Raw genomic sequence first — 12,573 nt, forward strand, 5'->3', positions numbered from 1 at the left:
TGGACCACATGCAGCTCACCGAACGTGTCGACCCCGCAGCGCAGTTGCGCTCGGTCGGTCTTCGCGTCACCGGACCTCGAGTTGCAGTGCTGAATGCGGTCACAGCCCGACCGCATTCGCACGCCGACGACATCGCTGCTGCCGTTCGCGAGAACGGTGGCAGTGTGTCGACTCAGGCCGTCTACGACGTGCTCAAGGCCTGCGTGGACGCAGGTCTGCTGCGCCGCATCGAACCAGCGGGTTCGGCTGCGCTGTACGAGAGCCGGACGGCGGACAATCATCACCACCTCGTGTGCCGCGAGTGCCAGGTCGTGGTCGATGTCGATTGCGTCGTCGGAGCCGCGCCGTGCCTTCTACCCGAGGATGCACACGGTTTCGTCGTCGACGAAGCCGAAATTGTGTTCTGGGGTTTGTGCAGCGGCTGCGCGAGGCATTCCCTCTGACAACGCGGTCCAGCCGACGGCCGCCCAGTTTCACAGATTTTTCGAGAAGCAGCCCTTTTCGATGTCGATACAGCCCCTCAGGAGGCTTTGCATGACCAACCCGATCACCAATAAGCCGACCACCAGCAATTCGGGAATCCCCGTCCCCAGCGACGACCAGTCGCTGACCGCAGGAACGCAGGGACCGATTCTTCTGCACGACCACTACCTCATCGAGAAGATGGCGCAGTTCAACCGTGAGCGGGTCCCGGAGCGCGTCGTGCATGCCAAGGGCGCAGGCGCGTTCGGTGAACTCGAAATCACCGGAGACATCAGCAAGTACACCAAGGCGAAGGCGCTGCAGCCCGGTGCCAAGACCGAGATGCTGGCGCGATTCTCCACGGTCGCGGGCGAGCAGGGTAGTCCCGATACCTGGCGCGACCCGCGTGGCTTCTCGCTCAAGTTCTACACCGAGGAAGGCAATTGGGACTTGGTCGGCAACAACACCCCGATCTTCTTCGTCAAGGACCCGATCAAGTTCCAGGACTTCATCCGCAGCCAGAAGCGCATGCCCGACTCCGGTCTGCGCGACAACAACATGCAGTGGGACTTCTGGACCCTCTCGCCCGAGTCGGCACACCAGGTGACGTGGCTCATGGGTGACCGCGGCATTCCCAAGTCGTTCCGCCACATGGACGGATTCGGTTCGCACACGTACCAGCTCATCGCCGAGGACGGCACGAAGACCTGGGTGAAGTTCCACTTCAAGACCGACCAGGGCATCGACTACCTGACGCAGGACAAGGCGGACGAGGTTGCGGGTACGTCACCCGACCATCACCGTCAGGACCTCTTCGGATCCATCAAGAACGGCGACTTCCCCAGCTGGACCCTGAAGGTGCAGCTGATGCCGTACGACGAGGCCGAGAACTACAAGTACAACCCGTTCGACCTCACCAAGGTCTGGTCGCAGAAGGACTACCCGTTGATCGAGGTCGGCAAGATGACCTTGAACCGCAACCCGGAGAACTTCTTCGCTCAGATCGAGCAGAGCTCGTTCGAGCCGTCCAACACCGTGCCCGGGATCGGCTTCAGCCCCGACAAGATGCTGCTCGGACGTGTCTTCTCCTACGCCGACGCGCACCGGTACCGCATCGGAGCGAACTACGCGCAGCTGCCGGTCAACGCACCCAAGTCACCGGTGAACTCGTACTCCAAGGACGGGTCCATGCGGTACTCGTTCAATTCGCCGGAAACGCCTGTCTACGCACCGAACTCGTTCGGCGGCCCCTCTGCGGACACGAACAAGTACGGCGACGACGGAGCGTGGGACTTCGAGCCTCGCTTCGTGCGCACCGGGTACATCGAGCACCCCGAGGACGGCGACTTCGTGCAAGCGGGAGCCTTGGTTCGGGAGGTCATGGACGACGCGCAGCGCGAGCGTCTCGTCGGGAACATCGTCGGGCACGTCCTCAACGGCGTCAGCGAGCCCGTCCTGAGCCGGGTGTTCGAGTACTGGACCAACGTCGACCCCGAGCTCGGCAAGAAGGTCGAGGAAGGCGTTCGGTCGCAGCAGAACGAGACCGCACCGACCACCGGTGCAGGCGCAGTCGACGATCCTGCCGACGAGGCTGCGAAGGTCTGATCGGATCGAGCCTGGGATCGGCGTCACAGCGATGATGGCGTCGACTCGGAACAACGCGTGTCCACATGCGGTTGTTCGATCAAGATTGTGCAGTACAGAAGTGAGAACAATAATGGTGTGCGATGCATACCGTCGTCCAACGGCAGGGAGGCCACATCATGACGAACCCCATCACCAGCACCCTCGACGCAGGTCAGCAGAAGATCGCAGGCGACGCGCTCCAGGGAACCGTGGTCGATCTCATCGACCTCTCGCTCATCGCGAAGCAGGCGCACTGGAACGTGATCGGTAAGAACTTCCGGTCCGTGCACCTCGAGCTTGACGAATTGGTTACCGCTGCACGTGAATTCACCGATCAAGCTGCCGAGCGGGCAACCGCCATCGGCGTCAGCCCCGACGGCCGCGCGGCCACCGTGTCGTCATCAGCGGGAACCAAGGGCTTCGGGGCAGGCTGGACGCAGGACAGCGAGGTCGTGCCGGCAATCGTCGACAATCTCGCCGCGGTGGTCGAGCGTCTTCGCGGACGCATCGCCGACACCGGCGAAGCAGATCCGGTGACGCAGGACCTGCTGATCGCCATCACGGCGCGCCTCGAGCAGCTGCACTGGATGTGGCAGGCCCAGGCCAGCTAGCATTTCTTCACTTCGACAGGCCCCTCGCTCGCGGCGGGGGGCCTGTTGTTTGCCCGCATCACCCCCGGGTATCCGAAAGTCATGCCTGCTACTCCGACCGTCGACGCAGTCCTGTTCGACATCGACGGCACCCTCGTCGATTCCAACTACGTGCACGTCGACGCGTGGTCGCGTGCGTTCCGTGAAGCGGGCCGAACGGTGCCGTCGTGGCGTATCCACCGCTCCATCGGTATGGACGGGTCGAAGCTGCTCGAGACGCTCGTCGGATCTTCGGACAGCGCCCTGGCCGGCGAGGCGAAGACGTTGCACGGTGAGTACTACGCGGCGGCGTCGGCCGATCTGGAAATTCTCCCCGGTGCTCGGGAGTTGTTGGCGGACCTGAACTCTCGTGGTCTGACGGTGGTGTTGGCCACATCCGCACCCGAGAGCGAACTGACGACGCTGCGCGATCTGCTCGGCGTCGAGGATTCGGTGGCAGTGGTGACGTCCGGCGAGGACGCCGAGGTCGCCAAGCCCGAACCCGACATCATCGGTGTCGCACTGTCCCGTGCGGGCGTCGACGCCGAGAACGCAATCATGGTGGGCGACAGCGTCTGGGACATCGAGTCGGCTCGGCGCGCCGGGGTTCGTGCCATCGGCGTCCTGAGCGGGGGCATCTCGCGCGGAGAGTTGCTCGACGCGGGCGCGGTGGCCGTGTTCGACGATCCGGCCGATCTGCTGGCTCACCTCGCGGACAGCCCGATCCTCGATGGAAAGGCACGTGCTTGAGCGAGTTTCGAAAGCCGTATGCGAGGGTCGACGGCTACGTCCCCATCGAAAGTTACGGAGCCATCGGCGACGGCCGGACCGTGGCGATGATCGCCGACGACGGCCGGATCGACTGGTTCCCGGTGCCCAATCTCGATTCACCGCCGCCGTTCGCGGCACTGCTGGATTCCGGAAACGGCGGGTACATCCAGTTGACGCCGCGCGACGAGTTCACCGTTCAGCGTGAATTCGTATCCGGGACCAACGTTCTGAGTACCACCTACCGTACCGATTCCGGCTCTGTTCGGGTCACCGACTCGTTGAGCACCGGCGTGGCTGGACGCCTGCCCTGGGTGGAGTTGGCGCGCCGCGTCGAGGGTCTCGACGGCACCGTCGAGCTCGCCTGGGCGGTGGCACCGGGCACCATGCTCGGCATCGCATCGCCGTGGGCCTACGAAACCGAGCACGGCACCGTACTCCGAGTTGACGGATTGACCTTGGCCGTAAGGACTTTGGACATCGACGACGTGCACGTCGCGGACCGTGACATCAGCGGTGTCTTCAGTACGAGTGCAGGATCTCGGCACGTTCTGGGCGTGGTGGGGACGGAGAACGAACCGCTTCCCTTACCCGACCCGCAGCACCTCGACGAGGGAATCGACCGGACCATCGACAACTGGCGCGTGTGGTCCGACGAGTTCTCCTACGACGGCCCGTGGGCGGAGCATGTGGCTCGCAGTGCGCTGGCGCTGAAGTTGTTGCTGCACAGCCCGTCCGGTGCAATCGCTGCAGCCGCGACGACCTCGTTGCCCGAGAACCGGACCGGCGGCAAGAACTGGGACTACCGCTACGCGTGGGTTCGCGATGCCGCGTACACCATTCGCGCACTGCAACGGTTCGGTCTCCGCGAGGAGATTCATGCTGCGGTCGCGTGGTTGCTGAAGGTCATTCGGGGCAACGATCCGTTGGTCAACGTGTTCTACACCCTCGGCGGCGAATTGCCCGGTGGGACAGAGCAACCCGACGTACCCGGCTGGCGGGGCATCGGCCCGGTGGTGAACGGCAACGCCGCGGCGGATCAGTTGCAGCTCATGATCTTCGGCGACCTGTTCTCCATCATCCGGCAGTACGTCGACGCGGGAAACATTCTGGACGCGCAGACCGGACGGCTGCTCGCTGCCATCGCCGACGAGGCCTGCGATTCCTGGCAGCGCAAGGACGCGGGAATTTGGGAGCTCGAGGACGAACAGCATTACACCAGCTCGAAACTGGGCTGCTGGCAGGCGCTGGACTGCGCGGTGCACCTCGCCGAATCGGGAGAGATTCCGGGGATACCCGACCGCTGGAAGGCCGAGAAGGAACGCATCCGGCACTACGTCGAGACGCAGTGCTGGTCGGACGAGCGCCAGGCCTACCTTGCCTACCCGGGGGCCGAGGGCCTCGACGCCTCCGTGCTGCTGGCTGCGGAGATGGATTTCGATCGTGGCGAACGTCTTTCGTCCACCATCGATGCGCTCGGCGAAGAACTCGGTGCAGGACCGCTGATGTATCGCTACAGCGGAGTGGCCGAAGAGGAAGTGACCTTCGTGGCCTGCGCATTCTGGCGGGTATCGGCGCTGTCCTGCGTCGGCCGCGAGGACGAGGCCACAGCATTGATGGACCAGTTGGTGGAACTCTCCAACGACGTCGGGCTGTACAGCGAAATGATCGATGCTTCGGATGGGTCGTTTCTGGGTAACTTCCCGCAGGGCCTGAGCCACCTGGCCCTGGTGAATGCGGCGCTGACCATCGCGCGTTCGCACGACGCCACGGCCTGACATCAACCTCTAGCGCAAAGTGGGATCGTATGGATCTGGGAATCGATGGTAGAACGGCGCTGGTGACCGGGGCGGATTCCGGCATCGGCTGGCATACCGCCAAAATGCTGTTGGCCGAGGGTGTTCGGGTCGTCGTCAGCGACAAGGATCAGAACTCGCTCGACGCCGCGGCGGCCGAACTCGGAGCTGCCGAGGGCCGGTTGTTCGCCTTCGCTGCGGACGTGACCGACACCGAAGCCGTCGAGAATTTGGCCGTGCAGACGCAGAATGCGGTGGGCGACATCGACATTCTCGTCCAGTCCTCGGGTGTGACGGGAGCCCAGGGCCTCTTTCACGAAATCGACGAGGAGGGCTGGCGCGCGACCCTCGACATCGACTTGATGGGACCCGTCCGGTTGCTGAGGGCCTTCCTGCCTGCGCTCCGCCGAGGTGGCTGGGGACGCATCGTGCTGCTGACCTCCGAGGATGCGGTGCAGCCCTACGACGACGAATTGCCCTACTGCGCAGCGAAAGCCGGCGTATTGGCCCTGGCCAAGGGGCTCTCGCGCAGCTATGCCTCGGAAGGATTGCTGGTCAATGCCGTCTCTCCTGCGTTCATCCACACCCCGATGACCGACGCGATGATGGACAAACGCGCCGAGGAGAAAGGCACCGACCGTGACGGTGCCATCGAGAGCTTCCTCGACGAGGAGCGTCCGTACATGGAGCTCGGACGTCGGGGCGAACCCGACGAGGTCGCCGCGGTGATCACGTTCCTGTGCTCGGACCGGGCCAGCTTCGTCAACGGTTCCAACTACCGAGTCGACGCCGGTTCCGTCGCAACTATCTAGGAGACACTTATGACCAATTTCGGATACACCTTGATGACCGAGCAGAGCGGCCCGAAAGAGCTGGTGCAGTACGCCGTCGGTGCCGAGAGGGTCGGGTTCGACTTCGAGGTTTCCAGCGACCACTACTCGCCATGGCTCTCGTCCATGGGGCATTCGCCGTACGCCTGGACCACGTTGGGTGCGGTGGCTCAGGCCACCGAACGCGTCGAATTGATGACGTACGTGACGTGCCCGATCATCCGGTATCACCCGGCCGTCGTCGCGCAGAAGGCTGCGACGATGCAGATCCTGTCCGACGGACGCTTCACCCTCGGCCTCGGCAGCGGTGAGAACCTCAACGAGCACGTCGTCGGCGAGGGCTGGCCGTCCATCGACAAGCGGCAGGACATGTTCGTCGAGGCCCTCGAAATCATCAGGGCACTGCACGCGGGTGGCTTGGTCACCTACGACGGCAAGCACTTTCGCGTCGACTCCGCCCGGATCTGGGACCTGCCGGAAGGCGGTGTGCCCATCGGTATCGCGGCCGGCGGTGAGAAGGCCGTGGCGCGGTTCGCCGAATACGGCGATCACCTCATCGCCACCGAGCCGGACGCCGATCTCGTCAAGGCGTGGTCGGACAACCACGAGGGACCGGCGCGGTCCATCGGTCAGATCCCCATCTCGTGGGATCCGGACAAGGATGCCGCCGTCGATCGTGCGCACGATCGATTCCGTTGGTTCGCGGGCGGCTGGGCCGTCAACGCCGATCTGCCGACGACAGCCGGATTCGCCGGAGCGACAAAGTTCGTACGGAAAGAGGACGTGGCCGACACCATTCCGTGCGGACCGGACCTGGACGCGATCGTCGAGGCTGTGAAGCCGTACTGGGAGGCCGGATACACCGACATCGCACTCGTACAGGTGGGTGACGAGACCCAGGAACGCTTCCTCGCCGAGGCCGCGGGACCCCTGTTGGAGAAACTGCGCGCTGCGTCCAGCTGAGATCATCGCTACGAGACCCCGATCCGTTGTCCGGATCGGGGTCTCGAGCTGTCACTGAACGTGAATGTCCTTGCGCTCGAGCACCCTGGCTGTCAGTGCGACCACTGCGAGCGTGAGCACTACGGTGGCCGTCAGTACCGACAATGCGGACCCGGTCGTGAGCGAACCGGAGTCACCGAAGGTTCCGGTGGCCAACTGGGTTGCGCGCGTTGACACGGCATAGGGCAACACGAAAATGGCCCCGGTCAACTCGGCGGTGAGGGCGAACACCGACATACCTGCCCCGACGAGAGCGATGGCAATCGGCACCGCGAAGGACCTGATGTTCATCGACAGAGCGGACTGCAGCGCCGCCACCGGTAGCGACCCCACCACGACGAGAGCGCTGGTCGCGAAGAGCTCGGACGGGAGCATGCCGTCGAGTGAGAAGACAACCTTGCCGACAGCGACCACGGTTGCCAGCATGACGACGTTCATGGCCGCGGTCAGCGTTGCCACCACTGCGGTCTTGGCGATCACGATGCGCACCGACGGAACCGGCCCGCTCATCAGAGCATTCCAATTCCCGCCCCGGTGTTCGGATTTCCACGCCAACGATGCGAGTACTGCGACGCCGAGTGCCAGTGGGAACAGGCCGTAGAACACGACTGTGCGCAACCAGAGTGTGCGCCACCCGTCGGCCAGCTCGGCACCCGACGCGATCGTGTTGAACGTTCCGACCCCCGCGATGATCAGCGGGAGGAGAACAACGACTGCCCATGCCTGCGAGCGCCTGAGCTTGATCATTTCGGCCGCGTACGCGTTCATCCTCGTACCTCCTGTCGATCGAGTCGAACGGTCATGAGCCAGAACACCATTGCCCCGACGACTCCGAGGGCGGCGATGCTGGCGTAGGACGGGTCCAGCGTCACCACCTGCTCGCCCCGGTAGTCGGCGGCCGACGCCAAGGAGTAGTAGCCCCACGGAGTCAGGTGTGCAGCCCAGGCCGGGAATCCGGAGGCGCAGATCGCGATGACGGTACCCACGATGCCGATTCCCAGCGCGACCAGTTGATTGTCCACTCGCGCCGAAATCAGCAGGTGGAGTGCAAGTATCACGATATTTGCCGTCACCGATGCCGCCGTGTAGCCCAACCACAGACCGGCAGGCAACGGTTGGGTCACCCCGAGGGCGGTTCCCAGAAATACACCCGCAGCGCTGGCCGCCACCGTCGCAGCACCGACGACGAGGCCCGTCGAGACGAGCTTCGCGCGAACGAGGGCTCCGCGCTCGGCTCCGTTGGTCTGGTTCAGCAGCCAGCCATTGGACTGGTGCTCGACTTCCACTGTGCGGCTGGCCATCACTGCGATCAGTAGGGGCGAGGCGATGGGGACGGCCAGAGACAGCCCGGCCAGTGGGAGTGCCCAGGAGACCGTGGTCGTATCGTTAGACGTCGCCGCGGTGAGAGCGCCGACGAAGGTCAGTCCGACGATTCCGGCCACCATCAGTGCAGCGATGGCGCCGATGTGCAGGTGCCTGAGTTTGGCGAATTCGTTGCGTACTGTCGTCACAATCGGCCTCCCTTCGTCAGATTCATGAAAACGTCCTCGAGCGACTGATCCTTGCGCCGAACACCGTAGACGCCGATGTTCGCGCCGACGAGTTCTGCCACCACCCGTGCGGTACCTCGATCGTCGATACCGGACAGTCTCAGCGTGTGGTCCTCGATCCGAAGCGGAATGCATTGTGGCAGAACCGAACGTGCGCACTGTGGATCGATGGTGTCGATGAGTACGTCCGGAGTGGAAGCGGCGAAGAGCTCGTCCCGGGTCCCCTGGAAGATCAAGCGACCCTGGCTGAGGATTCCCAACATGTTCGCAGTCTTGTCGATCTCGCCGAGCAGATGACTCGAGACCATCACCGTCACACCGTGTTCGGCGAGATGGCGGAGCAGTCCGCGGATCTCTTCGATGCCGGCCGGGTCCAATCCATTGGTCGGCTCGTCCAGAATGAGCAGTCGCGGTTCTCGCGCCAATGCCATTGCGATCCCGAGTCGTTGCTTCATACCGAGCGAATAATTCTTGACCTTCTTGCCAAGGTGTTCCTGCAGGCGGACAGTGGCCACCGCCCGCTCGATCTGGTCTGCGCTCAAACCGAGTGAGCGTTGCACGATGCGGAGATTCTCCGCACCCGTCAGATGTCCGTATCCGGGTGGAGCTTCGATGAGTGAACCGATGTGCGAGAGCAAGTCGCGGCGAGTGCCGTGATTCATCGGCTCACCGAGGATCTCCACCTCACCCGAGGTCGGTCGGATCAGGGACAGCAGCATTTTCATGGTCGTCGACTTGCCCGATCCGTTCGGACCGAGAAAGCCGTAGACGCAGCCCTCAGGAATGCGAAGGTTCACGTCGTCGACGACGGTGTGCGTGTCGTAGCGCTTGCCGAGGCTGTGAGTTCTGACGATGTCCATGCCCCGACTGTTCCGCATTCGGCCAGGAGAATCGTCCGCCCACAGGAGTATTTCGGAGGGTATACCCAGGTATACCTTTCAGCCGCCGGCGCCCGGCCCGACCAACCCCGACTCGTACGCGGCGATCACTGCCTGGGTGCGATCACGCACCCCCAGCTTGGACAGAATGCGTCCCACGTGGGCTTTCACGGTCGCCTCCGACACCGCGATCGCAGCGGCGATCTCCGCGTTGGACAGCCCGCTCGACAGGTGGACCAACACTTCGCGTTCCCGTGGAGTCAGATCCGCGAGTTGCTCAGCGGAACTGGACAGCGACCGTGCTCGGGGTGTCGCGGCCGAGGTGAAGTGCTCGATCAGGCGTCGCGTCGCGCTCGGGGCGACCACCGAATCTCCCTCGCGCACATGCTGAATTGCCGATATCAGCTCGTCGATCGGCGCGTCCTTGACGAGAAAGCCAGCGGCACCGGCCCGAAGAGCATCGAATACGTACTCGTCGAGGTCGAAGGTGGTCAGTATCAGTACTTTCGAGTTCGTGGCCTGCACGATTTCACGGGTTGCTTCGATACCGTCCATCATCGGCATTCTGACGTCCATGAGAACGACGTCGGGGGTGGTTGCCCGAACCACCTCGATGCCTTCGCGTCCGTCGGCGGCTTCACCGACTATCCGGACCTCGGGACGAGACCCGAGCACCAACCTCAGACCGGCGCGCACGAGGCTCTGATCATCGACCAGCACAACCGATATCGTCACCGGGCCACCTCGGTGGGCAGAGAAACCGTGACGGCGAATCCATCCTCGGTCGGGCCGGCATCGAAGGTGCCGCCCTGCGTCAGAACTCTTTCCCGCATGCCGATCAGCCCCCATCCGGACGTGGACGTCGTACCGGTTCCGCAGCCGTCGTCGGCAATGGTCAACTCCACGTTCGCGGGTCCATAGTTCACGTGTACTCGCACAGCTCGGACCGCAGGTCCCGCGTGTTTGCCGACGTTGGTCAACGATTCTTGAATCACACGGTAGATCACCAGCTGCAGCCCTGCCGGCAAGTCGACCGGCCGGCCCGTCACGCAGTAGTCCACCGGAATACCTGCCGCTCGGGATCTCTCGATCAGGCGGTCGAGCTGGGCGACGCCCGGCGAAGGCACCCTGCCGACGGGATCGTCGGAATGCAGAACGGTCAGCATCGACCGCATCTCGGTCATCGCTTCCCGCCCGGTGTCACGGACGGTCTCCATCGCCGCAGCGGCCGCATCGGGATCCTGCCGGACGGTGCCTGCAGCACCCTCCGACAACAACACGATCGCGCTCAGGCTGTGGGAGACGATGTCGTGTATCTCGCGGGCAATTCGGGTTCGCTCGGCCGCCGCAGCGTCGCGCTCCATCTGCTCGGCGCGGAGCAGCAGGCTGTGAACGTACTCGTTGCGGACGCGTGCCAGCGTTCCGGTCAGCCATGCCGTTGCCACGATCAGAACCAGCAGCCCGACGTCACCGACCGACATGCTGTAGCGCTCCATCGACGGCAGTGTCATCGCAATCGTCCACACCGCCACTGAGACGGCCGCGGTCACCGAAGTCGACGGTGGTCGACTGCGAGCGACGGCGTGCAGCGCGGGAACGAGCATCACATCCGCGACCAGCAACTCCACCCCGAGCGCGAGTTGGAGGTACGCGGTCGCGACAACCACCGAGAACATCGACAAGGGCCGACGGCGATGGAAGACATACGGCAGGCACAGCCCGATCGGCAGCACTTGTGCGATCCAGGAGACCGCGCCGACAGGGACCACGAATCCCTGCACGGGCACGTTGTAGGCGAAGACCGCAGCCGCGACAACGCAGTCGAGAAGCCTGTGCTTGCGCAGGGTCGGCCGGGCAGCATCGATCACCGTCATCGCCCGATACCGTACTGCAGGAGCGCATTCGGGTCACGCTGCTGACGAGTCAGAAGCTTCGAAACATCCCGTCGACGATGCTTTTTCCCAGCCCCTTCGCAACTTTCCCGGCCACTGACGGTCCGTCGCGTTCTTGAGATGACACAGGTTCCGGTGACTGCACGGGCTCGGGCGGTGCCTGTTCGACCGGCACCGGAAGAGCGTCCGCAGCAGCGACGGCCGCCTCGACCAGCGCAGCGAAGGGCCCGGGATCTTCCCCGCACGTCAGGCCGTGAGGATCGGTGTGTACCTTGCGCGGCGACGGTGGATCTCCACGTCTGACGATTCGAAACCACCCGGTGAACCGTCCCCAGTCGTGCTCGACGGCCTCGATGCCGCCGAGCGGGACGACGACGGGGGAGAGCTTCTTCTGCTCGGACGTCGCCGTCCATCCCCGGTGCACGAAGGTGAGCGTGCCTGCATCGACATCGAGCGTTGCTGTGCACGATGCGCCCTCGAAGCTCTCGTTCATGGGCACATTGTGATACCTGCGCGCAGAATTGGCTACGGAGCGAGGCGGGACAGGTTCTTCGAGATACTCGACGTCAGCGCTTTGCCGACGATCGCGGCGAGCCCAGGCACGGGTGCGTCGAATCCGATAGTGTAGTCGAGCTCGGTACCGCCGTCGGAGGTCGGCGTGAGCTTCTGGACGCCCCAGTGTCCGCGCAGCGGACCACCTTTGGTGATGCGGTACTCGATCAGCGAGTTCGGCTCGGACGTGATCGTGGTTTCCTCGAACGCGGGCAACGGCCCGAGCTTGAGGCTTCGGGTAGAGCCCACCCCATTGCGCGATGTATCGCCGTCGCGCACGCGGCCGATCTTCGCCAGGAACAGTGGGCCGAGGTTCTCGTGCTCGGACAGTGCAGCGAACACGACCTCGGGCGGAGAAACGAACCGGTGGGTGACATGGACGCGGGTGGGTGTCGGCATGGGTCGTGAGATCCGTTCGCTCGGGGTCGGCAGAGTCGACTCACAGTAGCGTCGATCACGCAAAGAAAAGGGACCCGCTCGAATGAATCGAGCGGGTCCCTTCGTGGTCCAACTGTCGGGGTGGCGGGATTCGAACCCACGACCTCTTCGTCCCGAACGAAGCGCGCTACCAAGCTGCGCCACACCCCG

The 12,573-nt window shown here is 64.0% G+C and carries 14 protein-coding genes and 1 tRNA gene; 7 read left to right on the forward strand and 8 right to left on the reverse strand.

Features of this window, described 5'->3' with window-relative positions; all coding sequences use genetic code 11:
* The first annotated feature begins 8 nt into the window (after nucleotides 1-8).
* The 7 genes from ACNEOT_RS05085 (at nucleotide 9) to ACNEOT_RS05115 (ending at nucleotide 7,074) form a co-directional block, all read left to right on the forward strand.
* The gene (locus tag ACNEOT_RS05085) at nucleotides 9-443 is read left to right on the forward strand and encodes a Fur family transcriptional regulator (protein WP_415972655.1); all 435 of its coding nucleotides are present in this window, start codon (nucleotides 9-11) and stop codon (nucleotides 441-443) included.
* A gap of 91 nt (nucleotides 444-534) precedes the next feature.
* A complete protein-coding gene (locus ACNEOT_RS05090; RefSeq protein WP_415972657.1) occupies nucleotides 535-2,067 on the forward strand; it encodes a catalase in 1,533 nt (510 codons plus the stop codon).
* Between the two features lie 158 nt (nucleotides 2,068-2,225).
* Nucleotides 2,226-2,699: a Dps family protein gene (locus ACNEOT_RS05095; RefSeq protein WP_415972659.1), complete on the forward strand. Its 474-nt coding sequence runs from the start codon at nucleotides 2,226-2,228 to the stop codon at nucleotides 2,697-2,699.
* 81 nt (nucleotides 2,700-2,780) lie between these two features.
* Nucleotides 2,781-3,467, forward strand: coding sequence for an HAD family hydrolase (locus tag ACNEOT_RS05100; RefSeq protein ID WP_415972661.1), 687 nt, complete (start codon nucleotides 2,781-2,783; stop codon nucleotides 3,465-3,467).
* Entirely contained in the window at nucleotides 3,464-5,263 is a 1,800-nt protein-coding gene (locus ACNEOT_RS05105; protein ID WP_415972663.1) for a glycoside hydrolase family 15 protein, read from the forward strand. The genes ACNEOT_RS05100 and ACNEOT_RS05105 overlap by 4 nt, the downstream gene beginning before the upstream one ends.
* 29 nt (nucleotides 5,264-5,292) lie before the next feature.
* A complete protein-coding gene (locus ACNEOT_RS05110; RefSeq protein ID WP_415972665.1) occupies nucleotides 5,293-6,093 on the forward strand; it encodes an SDR family NAD(P)-dependent oxidoreductase in 801 nt (266 codons plus the stop codon).
* Between the two features lie 9 nt (nucleotides 6,094-6,102).
* Nucleotides 6,103-7,074 (forward strand): LLM class F420-dependent oxidoreductase, encoded by a 972-nt coding sequence (locus tag ACNEOT_RS05115; protein ID WP_415972666.1) that lies wholly within the window; start codon nucleotides 6,103-6,105, stop codon nucleotides 7,072-7,074.
* 51 nt (nucleotides 7,075-7,125) lie between these two features.
* Here ACNEOT_RS05115 and ACNEOT_RS05120 read toward each other — a convergent pair whose 3' ends face one another.
* The 8 genes from ACNEOT_RS05120 to ACNEOT_RS05155 form a co-directional block, all read right to left on the reverse strand.
* Nucleotides 7,126-7,881, reverse strand: coding sequence for an ABC transporter permease (locus tag ACNEOT_RS05120; protein WP_415972668.1), 756 nt, complete (start codon nucleotides 7,879-7,881; stop codon nucleotides 7,126-7,128).
* Complete coding sequence (locus tag ACNEOT_RS05125) at nucleotides 7,878-8,624, reverse strand: ABC transporter permease (RefSeq protein ID WP_415972670.1); 747 nt, start codon at nucleotides 8,622-8,624, stop codon at nucleotides 7,878-7,880. Before ACNEOT_RS05125 ends, ACNEOT_RS05120 begins: the two co-directional genes overlap by 4 nt.
* On the reverse strand, nucleotides 8,621-9,523 hold the full coding sequence (locus ACNEOT_RS05130) for an ABC transporter ATP-binding protein (RefSeq protein WP_415972671.1): 903 nt from the start codon (nucleotides 9,521-9,523) through the stop codon (nucleotides 8,621-8,623). The genes ACNEOT_RS05125 and ACNEOT_RS05130 overlap by 4 nt, the downstream gene beginning before the upstream one ends.
* A gap of 78 nt (nucleotides 9,524-9,601) precedes the next feature.
* Entirely contained in the window at nucleotides 9,602-10,276 is a 675-nt protein-coding gene (locus ACNEOT_RS05135; protein WP_415972673.1) for a response regulator transcription factor, read from the reverse strand.
* The gene (locus tag ACNEOT_RS05140; RefSeq protein ID WP_415972675.1) at nucleotides 10,273-11,415 is read right to left on the reverse strand and encodes a sensor histidine kinase; all 1,143 of its coding nucleotides are present in this window, start codon (nucleotides 11,413-11,415) and stop codon (nucleotides 10,273-10,275) included. The genes ACNEOT_RS05135 and ACNEOT_RS05140 overlap by 4 nt, the downstream gene beginning before the upstream one ends.
* Before the next feature lie 49 nt (nucleotides 11,416-11,464).
* A complete protein-coding gene (locus ACNEOT_RS05145; RefSeq protein WP_415972677.1) occupies nucleotides 11,465-11,926 on the reverse strand; it encodes a DUF4429 domain-containing protein in 462 nt (153 codons plus the stop codon).
* Nucleotides 11,927-11,958: 32 nt separating this feature from the next.
* Nucleotides 11,959-12,384 (reverse strand): SRPBCC family protein, encoded by a 426-nt coding sequence (locus tag ACNEOT_RS05150; protein ID WP_415972679.1) that lies wholly within the window; start codon nucleotides 12,382-12,384, stop codon nucleotides 11,959-11,961.
* A gap of 115 nt (nucleotides 12,385-12,499) precedes the next feature.
* A tRNA-Pro gene (locus ACNEOT_RS05155) sits at nucleotides 12,500-12,573 on the reverse strand.

This window comes from Rhodococcus sp. 077-4 (genome assembly GCF_047782425.1).
GTDB lineage: Bacteria > Actinomycetota > Actinomycetes > Mycobacteriales > Mycobacteriaceae > Rhodococcoides.